This is a genomic window from Chryseobacterium elymi, assembly GCF_003385495.1.
Lineage (GTDB): Bacteria > Bacteroidota > Bacteroidia > Flavobacteriales > Weeksellaceae > Chryseobacterium > Chryseobacterium elymi.
In genome coordinates this window covers 17245-34131 of the sequence record NZ_QNUH01000019.1, presented here as the reverse complement: position 1 = coordinate 34131, position 16887 = coordinate 17245, and the positions used below count along the sequence as shown (strand labels likewise).

Sequence of the window (16887 nt, the reverse complement as noted above, 5' to 3'; positions counted from 1 at the left end):
TTAAGACTAAAACAGGTTTTCAATCTCAATGATTTCTTTATAAATTTAAATTAATTCTTATTTAAAAATTTTCTGAATCACATTTCCGATTTCCACAAAATCCCCATGGTTGCCTACAGATCGTATTTCAGGACTGTTTTTGTCAAATTCTGAGAACGGGAATATCAACAGATAATTATTATCATTTAAATATCTGTTCAGTAATTCCGGGATAAGCCTCATTCGTGGAATATAGGATTTCATACCGCGTTTGGCCATCAGGATAATCAATGCTTCATCTTCTTTCAATTTTGCTGCCGTTTTTTCACCGTCCTGCCACGTACTCATAATGATAAATTCAGCTTCTATATTGGCTTTCTTAACGATCTTCTGAAGAATATCCAATATGTTTTCAGGAGCATAAAAAACTACATTGGCACCGGAGTTTCTGGCGATATTCCATACCCTAAGAAGCGCATGAAAGAATCCGGCTTCCTTATGGGCATTTTCCGGGATCATCACGGCATATTTCTTAATAGTAGAGAGTGGCTGTGCTGCATGGTACACCAGTACATTCACATCAACGTTCTGAAGGTATCCACTGTAAAGGTTATAAACAAAAGAAGGAGAGAAGCCTTTCTCATCTTCCAAACCAATGATAAGATCTGTAATGTTCTGTTCTTTAATGACATTTTTAACCCCATTGATCACATCATTGTCATACCTTTTAAGTGTCTGCATTTTAACGTCAACTGCGGCTGCGGCATCGGCGGCCTGATGGAGAAGTTTTTCAGCATTTTTCACTGAAGATTCATTTTTATCTTCATTAATGACATTCAGAGCGAACAGGTTTTCTGTATTAGAATGGGCTTTGATCAAAATCCCCAGATTCACCATCCTTTCCACAGTTTCCTCATGGTTAATGGCCAGAAGGATATTTTCCTCTTCGTGGCTGTTGCCGGAAACCGTATCTTCATTGTCGCTTTGTGCAATCTTTTGTGCACTGGCCATGGAAATAAATGAAGAGATTGTACAGGAAATAAGAATCAGAAGAATACTTCCGTTCAGTACATGCTCATTCAGCAATCTTACCGGTTCACCGGTCTCCGTTTCAGAAAGAATAATATTGTAACCTACCATTACTGAGGCTAAAGTTGCCGCTGCAGAAGCAGAACTCAGTCCGAAAATAAGCTTCCCTTCTTCCTTGGACAGCCTGAACGACTTTTGGGTCATTACCGCTGAGATATACTTTCCTCCGATGGATGCAACGAGCATGATTCCTGCTACTTGCAGTGTTTCCCAGCTTTTAAAGAAAGCTTTAAAGTCGATCAGCATTCCTACACTGATCAGGAAAAACGGAATAAAGATGGCATTTCCTACAAATTCTACTCTGTTCATTAGAGATGAGGTATGCGGAATCAGCCTGTTTAGAGCAAGCCCTGCAAAGAAAGCGCCGATAATAGCTTCTACTCCGGCAAGCTCAGCAAGCATTGCCGCAAGATAAATCATCACCAGCACAAAAATATACTGTGAAATCTTATCATCTACCCTTTTGAAAAACCAACGACCTATGATAGGAAATACAATAAGGACAATCAGGGCAAAAACGATAAAAGAAGCAGAGAGTTTAACCCAAAATTCCGTACCCACTTCGCCCTGCGACATTCCTACAATCACAGCAAGCACCAAAAGCGCCAGAATATCAGTAATCATGGTTCCTCCGACAGTAATATTTACCGCTTTATTTTTGGTAATTCCCAGTTTACTGACTAACGGATAGGCAATCAGTGTGTGCGATGAAAAAAGACTGGCAAATAGGATAGAAGTCAATATGGAGAAATGCAGCAGATAATAGCTGCCCAGATAACCTAAAACGAAAGGGACAATAAATGTGTAGAGCCCAAACGTAAGGCTTTTCCATTTATTCTTTTTAAAATCTCCCATGTCTATCTCTAATCCTGCAAGAAACATGATATAAAGAAGGCCAGTGGTTCCCGTCACAACAATGCTGCTGTCTCTTGCCAGCACATTAAAGCCATTAGGACCTATTACTGCCCCGGCAATGATAAGGCCTAGCAGATGCGGAACTTTAATTTTATTCAGAAGCAGGGGAGCGACAAGGATAATGACCAGTACCAACAGGAATTTTAGGACCGGATCTTCTATAGGAAAACTCAGATTGTGTATACTCAGTAAAATCATAGGTGTTTTTATTTTGTGGAACGTACTAACTCAACAGAAAATTTGGCTGTACAGCCGTTGTCGGCAGTAATAGTTCTTGTTCCTTTCAGTTTGGTATCCGAAATATCGTTAATAAGAACATTCATCTCTACTTTCTTTTGTGAAGTAGAATCTGTTCTGAAATTCAGTTTGATTTCATTGTTCTCAAATTTCCCGGAATAAGTTCTTATCAGGTTATTGTTATTGATGATTTTTGCTGACAGGTGGATAGAATCACTGTCGAATTCCCAAGTATCAGTACGCTGGTCACCCACTACATAATCATTACAGTTAGATTCCGTACAGATAACTTTTCCGTTCCATGTACCGGAAATTTCTTCCGGCCATAAAGCGATCTTAAAGGAGTCTTTTTTTGCAAAAATACTATCTCTCATTTTTAAAAGAGATTGATATTCATATTCTTTTTGGGCGAATATTTTTTCTTTTTCGAGAAGCTGTTTTTCTCTTTCTGTAATTTTTTTTTCTTTTTCCTTATAATCACAGCTGATCAGAAGGAATGAGCCGGCTAGAAGAATAAAAAATGTGTTTTTAAGCATATTGTCAGTGTTGGTCTAAACAATATAGGAAAAAATAAGGAAAATATAAAATCTTCCGATTCATATCAGCTTAAATGCGGGAAAAAATTACACAGTATAACCAATTTTTTATGGCAGCAATTTGTTTCAATTTTTATTTTTGATAATGCTAGAGTTTTTAATTCCAATTAATCGGGATGTCTGCATTTTAAATCGGAAGGCGTAGTTCTTTATTATTCTATCTTCTGCCTTTTAAACATTTGCGGATTATAATTAATGATAAATACGCCCAGAATGATCAGTACGGCAGCAACGATGAATTTAACGCTGATTTTCTCATTAAGAATCAGCCAACTTAAAAATATTGAGATGAGGGTATTGATATAGGCAAGTATAGATATCTGCACCGGCGACACTTTGGTTAATGCATAATGAAAGGCAAAAAATGCTGCTACAGAGCCAAATACAGCCAAATACAGCATTGCAGATATGCTTTTGAAACTCCAGTTCCCAAAATTATAATTTTCTGAAAGCAGAAATGCAAAAATTATCTGTACGATACCGGCAAACAGAAACTGGTAAAACAGGTTAAGAAAAATATTGCCACTCTGGATATTCATTTTTTTTGTAAAGATTGTTCCTGAAGCCCATCCTGCAATGGCAATAAACAGAAACAGAATACCTAAGGCATAATCCGGATTTTTAAGATCATGAATACCATCCCAAAATATGAAAATAATCCCACTGAAAGACATGATGACCCCGATAAAAGCTCTTGGATGGAACTTCTGGAGCCCTAATGCCAGACTTCCCACAAAAACAAGAATAGGTGAGCAGGCACTGATTAGGGATGTCAGGCTGCTGGTAACTTCTTCTTCCGCTACCGTTGTCATTCCATTTGCAATAATGAGCATTAATGACGAAAAAATAAGCTGGTATTTCAGGTTTTTCCAGCCGATCCATTTAAATTCTTTCCTGTACAGGAGAATAAGAAGCATAATAATAGCGGCCAGAAACTGACGGATCCCGGCTACAAACCATGCAGGAATGGTCTCCACTGCTACCCTGATCGATAAAAATGTAGTTCCCCAGACAATGGCAACAGTCAGTACTGCAAAAGTAAGCTTATAGTCTTTCAAATTTATAGGTAAAAAGGCAAATATATCCTAAATAAGTCCTACCTGATGGATACAGATGCTATGATTTATAGTGATACAGATGGAAAATTTGGGCCAAAATTAGTACGTTCCTCATTTTTTATGAGATAAGATATTGTAAAGGCAGGTTTTAATTTTTTATCTTTGACAATCTAATAAAAATTGAAGATGGTAGGAATTATAATGGGCAGCCAGAGCGATCTGCCAATCATGGAACAGGCTGCAAATTTTTTGAAAAGCCTAGATATTCCATACGAACTGACGGTAGTTTCGGCACACAGAACACCAGAAAGAATGTTTGACTATGCGAAAACCGCTAAAGAAAGAGGGCTTAAAGTGATCATTGCAGGAGCAGGAGGAGCTGCACACCTTCCGGGAATGGTAGCCAGCTGTACCACATTGCCTGTGATTGGGGTTCCTATCTTATCCAGCAACTCTATTGATGGCTGGGATTCTGTACTGTCTATTCTTCAGATGCCGGGCGGAATTCCTGTAGCGACGGTAGCTTTAAACGGGGCTCTGAATGCAGGGATTTTAGCTGTAAAGATCCTGGGAAGCGCAGATGAAGCAATCGCTGGAAATCTTCAGAAATATCAGGATTCTTTGAAAGATAAAGTGTTGGGAACAGTCGATGATATTAAAGCTCAGCATCCGAATCAATATGACAAGTAGCATAATTGTGAATAGTCAATTGTAAATAGTGAGTTGTGATTTGCTGTATTTAGTGAATTACTTTCTTTTCATAAACTAAAAATATTTATAAACAAAAACGCTCCTGTATTGGGAGCGTTTTTTGTTTATTCCTGAGCCATATTGTCACGTGTATTTTTCTGAACGGAAATGGCGCCAAAAAGAGCGAGGAGAAATGCAAATGCATAAAACCCTTTTTCACTCGGAAGTATAGTGGCATTCCAAAGTCCTATCGCCAATAAGACAATGGAAGAAAGCGTTGCAAACCAGCAGATCCCATAATAGATGTCGGTTACCGGGATATTTTCCAATCGGTCACGGACGGCTTTTTGCAGTGACACTACGGCAAACAGCCCATAAAGAAGAATGGTAAAATAATATCCTTTTTCATTCAGCAGCATTTCTGCTCTGGCAAGACCTACGATGAAGCCTGTCATTCCTGCTCCCAATGCTACCCAAGATGCGGCTACGAACGCATTTGATACTCTTTGTTTTTTCATTAATTAAATGTTTTTGTTTAAGAGGCTAAATATATTCATTTTTTCTAAACTTAGTGATAATGCTGTAAAAATATGGGTAAAATACGGATATGGAGTGATTGGGCTTCATTAGCCCCGATAGTAGCGTTTACCCCACAGCGTGCTATGCCCTTGGCTTGGATGCGAGGAGTACGAGCGGATAGCGGGAATAGCTTCAAAAAAGAAAAACTCTCCTAAATGGAAAGTTTTCTGTAACCGTTACTGTGTAATATATTCGTAATTGTATTGCACGTAATTGTTTCCATTAGCTTGTTTTCCGACCACCTGAATGGGTAGCTGAGCACTATTGTACTGTATGGTATAAGTATTACTTTGATTTTGGGTCCAGCTTCCGTCACTGTTTCTGTAGCTTATTTTTTCTGCTGTATAATTGTTTTTGCTTAAAGAATAGGCTCCTTCTATCATAATTCTCATATACTTGTTTGTATTGGTAAACGGACTTAGTTTATCATCATACGAAAATTCTCTTTTATAAGTAGAGCTTATTGTTCCTCCGAGGGTGGAAGTTTCCACGGAAATGTTGTCTCCGCCATAAGTGTAGGTGGAAGTACCTGGATTCGAGCAGTCTTCTGACTGACAATGGGTGGAAGATACGAGTTTACCGTTTGAATTATATGTATAAGTGCTTTTCCTGTTGAAACCCGGGTTCGTGTAGATAGCTTTGATATCAACTAATTGATTGCCATTATAATTAAATACAGCATAATATTCTAAAGTCTGAGTGGGTGTGTAGTAATTTACCTTTGTCGGTTTTCCGTTGCTATACTCGAAAACGGAAGATCTTCCTCCGGATAGCATTTTTATGAGTTCTCCCTGGCTGTTGTATTCGAATGTGGATACGGTGGTTTCAGGATTGGAAGGATTGTCATAGTAAATGGTAGTGACTTTACTTAATAATAACTTTTTTTCTGAAGATTCATTTATAATTTCGTTGTCATCACTGCTGCAGCTTGTAAAAATTGTCGCTGAGCCCATTAGCCCCAGAAATAAATATTTTTTCATTCTCTTTTTTATTTTTCAAAAATAAGGAATACTTGTTAGGTTTGAAAATATAGCAATAAAAAAATCCCACTATATTGAATAATGGGATTGTATATAGATTAAAATAAAATCTTAGTATCTGTAGTACTCAGGCTTGAATGGACCTTTTACATCTACACCGATATATTCAGCTTGTTCCGGAGAAAGAGTTTCCAGCTCAACGCTTAATTTTTTAAGGTGTAAAGCCGCTACTTTTTCATCCAAATGCTTCGGAAGCATATAGACTTCATTTTTATAAGCAGCAGAATTATTCCACAGTTCAATCTGAGCTAGAGTCTGGTTAGAGAAAGAATTAGACATTACAAAACTTGGATGACCTGTTGCGCAACCAAGGTTTACCAATCTACCTTCAGCAAGGATGATAACTTCTTTACCACCTTCTAATGTGTAGATGTCTACCTGAGGTTTAACTTCAGATTTTGTCTGACCATAGTTTTTGTTTAACCAGGCCATATCGATTTCATTATCGAAGTGACCGATGTTACAAACGATCGCTTTATCTTTCATTTTAAGGAAATGCTCTCCTCTTACAATGTTGAAGTTACCTGTAGTAGTGATGATGATATCAGCGTTGTCTACAACTGTGTCCAGTCTTTTTACTTCATAACCGTCCATAGCAGCCTGAAGCGCACAAATTGGGTCAATTTCAGTAACCGTAACGATAGAACCAGCTCCTCTGAAAGATGCAGCAGTACCTTTACCTACGTCTCCGTAACCGCAAACTACAACTCTTTTACCAGCAAGCATAACGTCTGTAGCTCTTCTTACGGCATCTACTGCAGATTCCTTACATCCGTATTTGTTGTCGAACTTCGACTTAGTTACCGAATCGTTTACGTTGATAGCAGGCATTACTAAAGTTCCGTTCTTCATTCTTTCATAAAGCCTGTGTACACCTGTAGTAGTTTCTTCAGAAAGTCCCTTAATATCTTTTGTAAATTCAGGATATTTATCGAAAACCATGTTCGTTAAATCTCCACCATCATCCAAAATCATGTTCAATGGTTTTCTGTCTTCACCGAAGAATAAAGTCTGCTCAATACACCAATCAAATTCCTCTTCGTTCAGACCTTTCCAGGCATAAACGGGAATTCCTGCAGCAGCAATAGCAGCAGCAGCATGATCCTGGGTAGAGAAAATATTACAAGAAGACCAGGTAACTTCAGCTCCTAAAGCCACCAATGTCTCGATAAGCACAGCTGTTTGGATGGTCATGTGAAGACATCCGGCAATTCTTGCACCTTTTAAAGGTTGAGATGGTCCGTATTCTTCACGGATAGACATTAAGCCTGGCATTTCTGCTTCGGCAAGGGTAATTTCTTTTCTTCCCCATTCTGCTAGGGATATGTCCTTCACTTTGTAAGGAACGTATTGTGTTGTAGTACTCATATGTAATGAATAAGTTTAAATTCAGTTGATAATGAAATGCAAAATTACAATTAATAATTAAGATAAAAAAACGACAGACTGAGTTAGATTTTATGAGATTATACATGATTTAATATTATTTAGTCTTAATATAAATAACTACTTTTGTTCAGATAAATTTTATACTATGAATCATACAAATGCTCAGGAAGAGGCCAATAGAAAGGCAAAGCCGGTTGCTCCAAAAGTAAAGGAACTGATAGAACGTACTAAAAGTGTAATTTTAGCTACAGTAGATGCAGAAGGAACTCCTAATTCCAGCTATGCTCCTTATGTCCAGATAGGCAATACGTTATATGTTCTGGTATCTTTTATGGCAAGACACACGAAAAATCTTGCGGACGGCAGAAAAACCTCAGTGATGTTTATTGAAGACGAATCTGCAACCAAACAGATTTATGCCCGTGAACGCCTCACCATCGAGGCGTCAACTTCCCAGATAGAAAGAGATTCTGCAACCTGGGACACCGTTGTCACTAAGCTTAAAGAAACTCACGGAAAAGTGGTTGATGTTATTTCTGAAATGGGAGACTTTATTCTTATTGCTCTGCAGCCTGTAAAAGGTTCTTATGTAAACGGATTTGGAAGTGCTTATTTTGTAGATGAGAATCTTGAAATTCTCGAGCATAGAAATGATGTAAATCATCAGTCGAAATAAATAAGAAAAAGATGGAAGAGGGGAGAAGGAAGTTTATAAAGTTTGAGTAAAGAAAATGTTTTTTTATTGAATAAGATTTTTTTTTGAATTACACTTTTAAAAATTATTTTACAAACGAATAATCACTTCCATCTTCCGGCTCCCTTCTTCCATCCCTTTCAACTTCCACATCTTTTCACTACTTTTATCGAATAAAAAAACGATGCCCCTTTACCGAGATTTTTCAGACGACAATGCAACGATTCTTGTATGGAAATATGATGAAAGCGAAGAGCTTGATATCAATGAACTTCTGGAACCTGAAAATGCGGAAAAAGTAAAGGACTACCATCCGAAAAAACTCCAGGAGGTACTGATGGTCCGTAAACTTCTGAAAGGCTTAAAACCTCACGCTAAAATATTATATAAAGAAAGGGAACCTTTCCTGTCACCTAAAGATGCGGAAATTTCCATCACCCATTCATTTCCTTTTGCAGCTATAGCGATTTCTAAAAACAAGATAGGCATTGATATTGAAAAATTCAATCCAAAGATTCTAAGGGTTATCGATAAATTCACCTATGAAAATGAAAGAGGGTTCATCCCTGAAAATAATGCCCCAGCTTTCTATACTATTATATGGAGTGTAAAGGAAAGCATGTATAAGATTCATCATTCCAAATACTGGTCTCTGAAGAAGAACTACGAAGTAAAGCCGTTTGAGCTCAAGCATCTTCATAAAATAAGCTGCAGGGTTTATGACGAACAGTTTTCAGACGAGTTCAAGGCGAGAGTGGAATTTTTTGATGACTACTGCTTTACGATTGTGGAGGAGTAGAATCTGCTTCGCTTCTGTATTTTTCAATCACTTTTCTCTGCTCCTTTGCTACATCGTAGATCAGCTCCAGGATATCATGAATGTTTTTAAGCTCCGTTAAATGTGAAATTTTATCAGGATCCCTTCTGTCAACCAGATCATTTTCCTCAATTTCTGTTTTTCTTTTTACTAGCATATTTTCAATGGAAGAATCTTCCGGCTCCAGGCGGCTTTCCATTTTTAAAGCTTCATTGATCTCGTTTCCATGTAGTAAAACTGAGGTCTGCTGCATCTCGGCTTCAATCTTTCTGCTCCAGCTTTCAGCATCTATTTCAGGATACTTTTCATTGTTTTTAGAGTATTGGGAAAGGGAAGCGGTATAAGCTGTGATCAGGTGTGATGTTGCTACAAACTGGTGGACAACTTCAAGTTTTTTCTGTTGATTCTTCGGTTCAGAGATCATTCTCTGGAAGTTGTCGGAAAGGTTGGCCAGCGAAATAATGGCATTTTTCCGCTTTACTTTATAATCTTCAATATCAAAATCTCCCTGTAAGAATTTGGAAATGACACTTTCAAAATAGATCAGATTATCTGCAGCAGATTTTTTCATCAGATCAAGGTTTTGAGTATGTTCCCATACAGGAAGAACAATATATGACACGGCAAAAGCAATGACTCCGGCAATAATGGTATCCAGAATTCTGTCTTTAAAGATCACATTTACATTTCCTGGATTTAAAAAGTTAAAGCTCAGAAATACATAGATCGTCATAAACAGGACAGCCCAGAAATAGCGGCCTTTCAGAAAGCTGAAACACATGATCATGCTCAAGAGCAGAATGGTAAATAAAAGACCATTGAAGTGTACAAAATGCAGAATCGTATAGGCAATAACTGCACCTGCAATGGTTCCGTATAAACGCAGAAGATTCCTTTTTTTTGTAATGGAGTAGGCAGGTTTCAATATTGCTGTAATCGTAATAAGAATCCAGTAGGTATGACCCAGACCCAGAAAATCGAACATAGAGAAAAGATAACCTACAAGCAGAGCTGTCGTAATTCTTATCGCATGTCTGAAGTGGGAGGATGAAAGCGATATATTATTCCTTAAAACTTTGAAGTTGAGCTTCTCTTCATTAGGCATGAATTTTTTCAAATCTAGCCCTGTAGAAAGGCTTTTGGCCAGTTTTACATCTTGGGAAAACACTTTATAGATCTCATTGATTTCTTTTGTTATCTCATTGATGCGCATCAGGATCTGGCGGAGGATCATGAAATTTTCCAGATTATCAGGAGTCAGCTGCTTATTACGCAACTCAAAATAATGAACGTTAAGGTTTTTAAGTTCATGTTCCAGATCGAAGATGGGTTTTGCTCTTGTTCCAATCTGAAGCGAGATTCCTATATTGGTAATTTCTTCGGCAAGCAGATTAAGGTAGTCGTGGATATTGACCAGGATCATGCTGTCCTCGAAACTCTGCTGCAGTTTCTGATAATCGCTTTCAGAAGTCATTAGCTTTTCATGAAGGTCCATGGAATTCAAAAACATCAGCATCAGCAGACGGCTGGTTGTTGTTGATTCATTAACGATGGTTCTTGTCTTGAAAACAGTTTCCCTGGTTTCTTCCTGAAGGTTTTTGATCCCGATCTGCTTGGCAATGACCTGAGTGGTAAGCTTATCAAAATCAGGATTTTTCTGATAATAGTTGGCTTTGATCTTTAAAAATTCTGCAAGCTGCAGATAATTTTCCCCGATCATTTGTCCTGCCAGTTTGTAAGGCTGGATAGTGGTGACTATAAGGAAAATAAGCAAAAACCAAATACAGCCGGATGCAAAAATCAGCAGGCTTTTGAGAATATTACTTCCTGTAAGATGCCCGTCAATAAAGATCGCCAGTACAACAAGAGATAATGAACCTACGGCTGCAAGCCTCTGTCCGTAAACTCCGATAAGAGAAAAGAACATTCCGAACACAATGATTTCCAGGATAACCAGAACTTTAAAATTCATGACCATGCTGGCAATAAATGCAACGAACACAAAACAAAAAATAGCAAACGTAAGCGCATTTCTCCTTCTGATAAAAGGCCCGGGCTGATCACAGAGTGCTACAAAACTGGTCCCGAGGGGAAATAAAAAGTATTCTTTCAGGATTCCGAAATGGGCGAGGACTAAACAGGGCAGAACGGTGGCCAGCGTAATTCTGATCGCAGAATATACATATTGGCTGGTAACGAATTTTTTGAGTTCTGCTGAATAGTTCATACTACAAAATTAATTATTGAAAACAAGAAATACCTTATAAAAATGAGACTTTTACAAACTTATATATTATATTTCTTTAATAATTTGTCAATTGGCAATTTGACTGGCTGTGCTTATGACGAATTTGGTATGACAGATTGTACTATTTGCCGAAGAGTTTGAATGGTGAATGTGCTTCGCAAGTGAAGAGGGAGCCTGTAAGAATGAGAGAAAAATTCACGGCGAAGCCAATTGACAGCGTAGCTAATTGCCAATTGACGAACTAATTGTTTACAAAAAAGCCCCATAGAAATGAGACTTTTTATATTTAGGTATTAAATATCTTAATTATCTACATTAGATGTTTCGTCACCAATGTTCCAGGTAAGACCGAAACGAAGGGTGTTATCTAAAGCTGTATTGATTTTTGACATATTGATAAGATAAGAAAGATCAAGTCCGAAAGAACGGTATTTCAATCCGATACCTGCTGTGGCAAACTGTCTTGCTCCCTGCTCCTCGCTTTCGTGGAAGTAACCTGTTCTTACTGAAAATGCATTGTCATAAGAATATTCCAAAGCACCACTCATCATGATAGAGTTTTTATTTTTGAAAGATTTTCCGATCCCCGACATTACTCCTACGTTAGGAACTTCATATCGTGGCTGTCTTGTGTTAGGATCTATTCCTACATATTCTGAACCCGGAACCAAAATTTTAGAGCCTTCTACACTAATGCCTATCTTGTTCATATCATCCAAATACATATCATATCCAAGTCCCAATCTTGCCATAGTAGGCAGGTAAGATCTGGATTCTTCATTTCCTGTATAGTCTAATTTCGGACCTAAGTTCTGAACCGCGAAACCTGCATTCACTTTACCGTCGTATCCTCCGAAACTTGAAAATCTTGGAGATGTATAGTATCCTGAAACGTCTACTGCAAATGAGTTCGCAGCTTTAAGCGTAGTATCTGTGTTGAAGCCTCCGGCTAAATCTGAACGGATGAATCTACCGGTAACAGCCATTGAGTAAGAATCAGAAAGTTTCAGACCGTAAGCAACGTCAATGGAAAATTCATTAGGTTTTGATGTACCCATAGAAGTTACTTCTGAGCCTACCAGCTGGGTAAGATCTACCTCACCCATGTTGAAATAATAGATACTTGCAGAAATAGTGGATCTTTCTTCCTGGCCTAAAAATTTATGGAATGCACCATATAGTAAAAATACATCATTGGTAAGTTTTCCCATATAAGGCGTATAGTTAAGACCTACGGAAGAACTTGTTCTGCTAAAAGGATATTTTGCCGCATTCCAGAATTGTGAAAATGCATCCGGTGAAGTTACCACCCCCTGGTCTCCCATACCTCCAGCTCTTGCATCTGGTGCAATTCTTAGAAAAGGAGCTCCGGTTAATACTGGATTTATTTTACTTAAATCTTGCGAATAGCCTAAAAAACCAGCACTTAAACCAAATCCCAAAAGCAGTTTAGTAGTTAAATTCATATGTTGTCTTTTATATATTATCAGTTTTTTATAACAATTATTATCTATGTATTATTTATTTATTTCAAAAGTACCATTTTTTCTACAGCCGTAGCACTTCCTTTGCATTTTTCTTGATTTTGACTTTTTGCAAATATCTTAAAAATATACGTACCTTTTGCAACAGTTGACCCAAAATCGTCTCTTCCATCCCATTCTATTGCCTGGCGAGGTGTTCTAAAGCCCTGTAGGAAAGGTTCTGCAACGACAGGCTGAGATAATGTTCTCACTAATTTTCCTGTTATCGTATAGATCTGAACATTTACATCTAAAATATCATCGCAGTTATGTTCAAACTGGATGTATGTTTTATTGGTAAACGGATTCGGCCAGTTCAGCGGTCTGTTAATGATCAGATGCTGGTCAGTTTCATCCTTAACTTCAAAGTTTAACGTAGCAGTTGTCGAATTATTGTTTATGTCCCAAACTTTAAATGTTAACTGGTGTTGTCCAATCGCTAAATTCCTGAAAGGGTAGGTTACATTTCCTTTCTGGTAATCGGCAAGACTCGGGTTAAGACATCCGTTTCCTTCGCCTGATGAAAAGAAGTCATTCAGAACAACGGTGTTGATGATCTGCCCGTCAAGATAAACAGTAATATCATGACCTACACCGGATCCTGTGGAGTTGATCCCCGTGTCATCAGTAACACAAGCCAAAAGCATAGGATTCTGGTTCGTGATTCCGCCATCGGCAAAATTTGTATTATTCATATACAATTTTACCTTTGGAGGTTCATTATCATTGATTCCATTTGGGTTGATATCTCCCACCTGTACTGCCTGGTTATTGAATACATCCATTGCTTTATTGTCTGCATAACCCAGTATTCTTCCTTGTCCTACAGCATAGTTGATATCCTTCGGTACATAGAATTCTACAGTGAATACTCCGTTTACTGCGGTTCCTGATGCTTTAACAATAGCACTTCCTTCTTCTGTGTATTCCATGACAGGCGATAATACTCCGTCATTATTCAAAGTTTTTTTGTTCAGCCTTTTATCAAAAATATTAATAGAAACCCTTCCGTTGAAGGTGGTGTTCACCGTTCCGTTAGGATTGTTGATATGGCCTTTCACTTTAATGAAATCCAGGCCTCTGATCAATCCCGGAACCGGAGACTCAATATTGTCGATAACAAGTTGTCTTTGAGGTCTACTCAGTTTCATAGCCGGATCACCAAGTAAATTTACTTTCAGATGGTCAATATTGGCTCCTTTTTGTTTTTTAGCATTTAAATGAGCATATCCTAAAGTTTCAAAATCATCGCCAATCAGTTTAAAAATATTCTTTGTGTAAAGATCCGTAAAGTTACGTCCGTAATCTACACCAATGGCACGGCTTGATGTAATCATGGCTGCAACACCTCCTTGCTTAAGCTTAATGAACTGTTCCCCTGCAGAAGAAGTTGCCGGCTCATCCCATAATGTAAATTCACAGGTAATGGTAGAGACAAAAGGGAATCTGCTGTAAACATTGGAGAAGTTATTGGAGTTCTGAATTTCCGTACTCGTAAGTACCCTTTCCTGGGCCCATCCGTTGATACCTCCATGTCCGAAATAGAACAGATAAAGACTGTTGCCTATGTCATTTGAAATGGCCTGATTCACCTGAGGAAATCTTTGTCCGGCCGCAGTACTTTGGGCTGGGAAAGCATCCAGATATAATTTTCGTACGTTATATTCCTTTAGATCCTGCTGTCCGGGAACTTCAAAGATGCTGGACAATGTATTATTCATAACTTCATGGAAGGGGCTTCCTCCATCTTTATCATCATCTACTACAAAATCAAGCTTCATACGCCATTCTCCGAAAGGGGAAGACTGTCCCGGAAGCGCATTATAATAGGCAAGAGTTTTATTGATCATATTTCCTGCTTCAGTTACATTGGCTGCAGGAATTCTACCGACAGGAATGTCAGGCAGGTTGTTTTCAATAGAAGATGCAGTCTGCGGCTGTGTCATTACAATGTAGTCATCCGTCACAAAAGAACCGACAAAGTCTGCTGAATTTTCACCATGATAGGCGGAAACGATATTGGAATTGCCGGAAATTCTGTTTTTATAGTCATATGAAGTGTCTCCCAAAATGAATACATACTTAAGCCTTCCGCTGTTATTAAGTTTTGTTACAAAATCCCTTATTGCAGTAAGATCCCGGCTTCCGCTTCCGAATTCATTGTAAATTTTAGCAGCATCTACGATTTCTACCGTATAATTGTTTTTAGTCTGGTGGTAGCTGGCCAGTCTCTGTGCCTGCCCCATCATTTCAGGAACCGTGATGATCAGGTAATCCACATTCTGCAGCCCGGAAAGATTCTGGTTGGCAACTCTTTCTACAAACTGAGGGTTATAAGCTGCATCAGCTCGGAAAGCCACAAATTCATTATTGAAATTTGGATCAGAAGTAAAATAACCAAAGTTAAAACTGCCCGCACCCGCCTTATTTACTCTTCTGTTGGCATTCGTAATATCAGTTACATCCCATACCTGTTCAAGGTTTGTAGCATTGGAAATCCCGAAGCCGTAATTGGTATTGCTTCCGCTGGCAATTGAGAAATCCCTGAAGTTCATCTGGGATCCGTTGAAAGCAAGATTTTCTTTATACTGTACTTCCGCATAATCAAAATGGAAAGTTCCGTTAGGATTTACAGAAATATTTGGAGCATAATTAAGGGTAATCTGATTTCCGTTCAGGTTGGATATGGTTCCATCATATTTTAACTGGTAAAAATCGAATGCATAATTATTGGTATTAGCCGGAACCGCCTTAACAATTGGGTTTTGGTTATTGATTTTAAATTCAACAGTATTCTGCTGGGATCTATAACCTACCACCTGTGTACTGTATCTGATGAGATCACCAGCCTGTATTGGCGAATTGGTAGTGAAGGTAACCGTTTTATCCGTAGTAAATGGAGCTTCTTCTACCCAAATTCGTCCTACTTTTAAGAGGTTTTTCTGGTCATTATTAATGACCTGGTAATTATCATATCTTGTTATTAGATTACCGGCCGGAAGATTAACGTCAACAGGCTGAACTCTTTTGCCTGGGCCCTTGTCGAAATTAATGAAGTAATAAGAAAAATCTTCATATATATTTTTTACATTATTGGTTCTGTCCGTCCTTGTATCCACTCTCTTGAAACCATTTCCGTTGGATGTATCATAAAGATTGTATCCGTTTGGTCCCTGAGCATAGAACAAGGCGTAATCGCCGTCATTCCATACACCATCGTCTTCACCCACCACTTGAATAGCGTTTTCCTGAAGAGCACTGTATTTGGTGTCCAGGTTGTATTCCGGAAGCATTACACCGCCGTTTCCATAAATTCTGAAATTTTTAGGATTTACAGAAGCCGGATTAATGCCGCTATCTTTTAAAAATTGTGTTGTAATTTTAAATATCCCGGATCTGTCTACTTTAATCTTATAGAAGCCGCCGCTCGAAAGAGGGTTTGCAGTGCTTCCCACTTTGTTTGTATTTCCGGATTTGAAATTGTTGGGAGCTGCTGTTTCAGAGATATTAAATGAAGAAAGTCTCTGGATCCGTCCCTTTACATTCTTAAATAAGGACACGCTGATGCTCGCATATCTTTCTCCTTCCAACGTATAGTAGGCAACATCTGCAATGTCATAATCCGGCAGTCTGCCTTTGTCAAGGTCATATAAATCCTTAGTGGAAACACTTTCCCAGGCCAGATCCGAAACTTTCAGCTGCTTTTCTCCTATTTTTTGTTTGGTTATAATAAAAACATTATTTTGGCTGAACGAAAAACCTTCATTTTTAAAATTTGGAAGATTTAATTTTGTGTCACCAAAATCTTGGATTTTAGAGCCTTCCCATTCTATGGCTTTTCTCTGGGCCCAAAGTGTTGATACAAAAGAGAATAGTAATAAAAAGGTGATTTTTTGTTTCATGTTTATTATTGAAATTTCTGAATTACAAATAAAATGAAAATTTTAGAATTAAATTGTGATACAATAAAATTAATTTGTTAACGTTTTTCAAAAAAATCAAATGTTTACTTGATTTATTGAATAATTTATTT

12 protein-coding genes are annotated in these 16887 nt (G+C 38.0%); 3 read left to right on the top strand and 9 right to left on the bottom strand.

All coding sequences use genetic code 11. The annotated features are described in order from the left end of the window. Positions 1-57 precede the first annotated feature (57 nt). The 3 genes from DRF60_RS17230 to DRF60_RS17220 all read right to left on the bottom strand — a co-directional run bounded on the left by DRF60_RS17230 (position 58) and on the right by DRF60_RS17220 (position 3874). Positions 58-2181 (bottom strand): cation:proton antiporter, encoded by a 2124-nt coding sequence (locus DRF60_RS17230; protein WP_116013579.1) that lies wholly within the window; start codon positions 2179-2181, stop codon positions 58-60. A gap of 8 nt (positions 2182-2189) precedes the next feature. Beyond that, positions 2190-2756, bottom strand: a complete 567-nt coding sequence (locus tag DRF60_RS17225) for a hypothetical protein (protein ID WP_116013576.1) — start codon at positions 2754-2756, stop codon at positions 2190-2192. A gap of 212 nt (positions 2757-2968) precedes the next feature. Next, positions 2969-3874: a DMT family transporter gene (locus tag DRF60_RS17220; protein ID WP_116013574.1), complete on the bottom strand. Its 906-nt coding sequence runs from the start codon at positions 3872-3874 to the stop codon at positions 2969-2971. A 186-nt stretch (positions 3875-4060) separates the two neighbouring features. Here DRF60_RS17220 and purE point away from each other — a divergent pair, with 186 nt between their 5' ends. Continuing rightward, entirely contained in the window at positions 4061-4564 is a 504-nt protein-coding gene (gene purE, locus DRF60_RS17215; RefSeq protein WP_116013571.1) for a 5-(carboxyamino)imidazole ribonucleotide mutase, read from the top strand. Between the two features lie 125 nt (positions 4565-4689). Here purE and yiaA read toward each other — a convergent pair whose 3' ends face one another. The 3 genes from yiaA to ahcY all read right to left on the bottom strand — a co-directional run bounded on the left by yiaA (position 4690) and on the right by ahcY (position 7551). Further along, entirely contained in the window at positions 4690-5082 is a 393-nt protein-coding gene (gene yiaA, locus DRF60_RS17210; RefSeq protein ID WP_116013569.1) for an inner membrane protein YiaA, read from the bottom strand. Positions 5083-5319: 237 nt separating this feature from the next. Continuing rightward, entirely contained in the window at positions 5320-6123 is an 804-nt protein-coding gene (locus DRF60_RS17205; protein ID WP_116013566.1) for a hypothetical protein, read from the bottom strand. A 111-nt stretch (positions 6124-6234) separates the two neighbouring features. Then, the gene (gene ahcY / locus DRF60_RS17200) at positions 6235-7551 is read right to left on the bottom strand and encodes an adenosylhomocysteinase (RefSeq protein WP_116013564.1); all 1317 of its coding nucleotides are present in this window, start codon (positions 7549-7551) and stop codon (positions 6235-6237) included. 166 nt (positions 7552-7717) lie between these two features. Between ahcY and DRF60_RS17195 the strand changes: the two genes are divergently transcribed. After that, positions 7718-8248 carry a HugZ family pyridoxamine 5'-phosphate oxidase gene (locus DRF60_RS17195; protein ID WP_116013561.1) on the top strand — a complete coding sequence of 177 codons (531 nt, stop codon included), beginning with the start codon at positions 7718-7720 and terminating at the stop codon, positions 8246-8248. A 202-nt stretch (positions 8249-8450) separates the two neighbouring features. Continuing rightward, positions 8451-9065: a 4'-phosphopantetheinyl transferase family protein gene (locus DRF60_RS17190; protein ID WP_116013558.1), complete on the top strand. Its 615-nt coding sequence runs from the start codon at positions 8451-8453 to the stop codon at positions 9063-9065. Here the strand turns inward: DRF60_RS17190 and DRF60_RS17185 are convergent. The 3 genes from DRF60_RS17185 to porU all read right to left on the bottom strand — a co-directional run bounded on the left by DRF60_RS17185 (position 9046) and on the right by porU (position 16756). Next, on the bottom strand, positions 9046-11310 hold the full coding sequence (locus DRF60_RS17185; RefSeq protein ID WP_116013555.1) for an FUSC family protein: 2265 nt from the start codon (positions 11308-11310) through the stop codon (positions 9046-9048). The two genes, DRF60_RS17190 and DRF60_RS17185, sit on opposite strands and share 20 nt — an antisense overlap. A gap of 323 nt (positions 11311-11633) precedes the next feature. Beyond that, positions 11634-12797, bottom strand: a complete 1164-nt coding sequence (gene porV / locus DRF60_RS17180; protein WP_116013553.1) for a type IX secretion system outer membrane channel protein PorV — start codon at positions 12795-12797, stop codon at positions 11634-11636. Positions 12798-12856: 59 nt separating this feature from the next. Continuing rightward, positions 12857-16756, bottom strand: a complete 3900-nt coding sequence (gene porU, locus DRF60_RS17175) for a type IX secretion system sortase PorU (protein WP_116013550.1) — start codon at positions 16754-16756, stop codon at positions 12857-12859. Positions 16757-16887: the final 131 nt, after the last annotated feature.

What these genes read in the sequence shown, in the direction of transcription:
- ahcY (WP_116013564.1), bottom strand. Translation starts at nt 7,551, where the DNA reads ATGAGTACTACAACACAATACGTTCCTTACAAAGTGAAGGACATATCC.
- DRF60_RS17205 (WP_116013566.1), bottom strand. Translation starts at nt 6,123, where the DNA reads ATGAAAAAATATTTATTTCTGGGGCTAATGGGCTCAGCGACAATTTTT.
- DRF60_RS17190 (WP_116013558.1), top strand. Translation starts at nt 8,451, where the DNA reads ATGCCCCTTTACCGAGATTTTTCAGACGACAATGCAACGATTCTTGTA.
- yiaA (WP_116013569.1), bottom strand. Translation starts at nt 5,082, where the DNA reads ATGAAAAAACAAAGAGTATCAAATGCGTTCGTAGCCGCATCTTGGGTA.
- DRF60_RS17185 (WP_116013555.1), bottom strand. Translation starts at nt 11,310, where the DNA reads ATGAACTATTCAGCAGAACTCAAAAAATTCGTTACCAGCCAATATGTA.
- DRF60_RS17230 (WP_116013579.1), bottom strand. Translation starts at nt 2,181, where the DNA reads ATGATTTTACTGAGTATACACAATCTGAGTTTTCCTATAGAAGATCCG.
- DRF60_RS17195 (WP_116013561.1), top strand. Translation starts at nt 7,718, where the DNA reads ATGAATCATACAAATGCTCAGGAAGAGGCCAATAGAAAGGCAAAGCCG.
- porU (WP_116013550.1), bottom strand. Translation starts at nt 16,756, where the DNA reads ATGAAACAAAAAATCACCTTTTTATTACTATTCTCTTTTGTATCAACA.
- DRF60_RS17225 (WP_116013576.1), bottom strand. Translation starts at nt 2,756, where the DNA reads ATGCTTAAAAACACATTTTTTATTCTTCTAGCCGGCTCATTCCTTCTG.
- purE (WP_116013571.1), top strand. Translation starts at nt 4,061, where the DNA reads ATGGTAGGAATTATAATGGGCAGCCAGAGCGATCTGCCAATCATGGAA.
- porV (WP_116013553.1), bottom strand. Translation starts at nt 12,797, where the DNA reads ATGAATTTAACTACTAAACTGCTTTTGGGATTTGGTTTAAGTGCTGGT.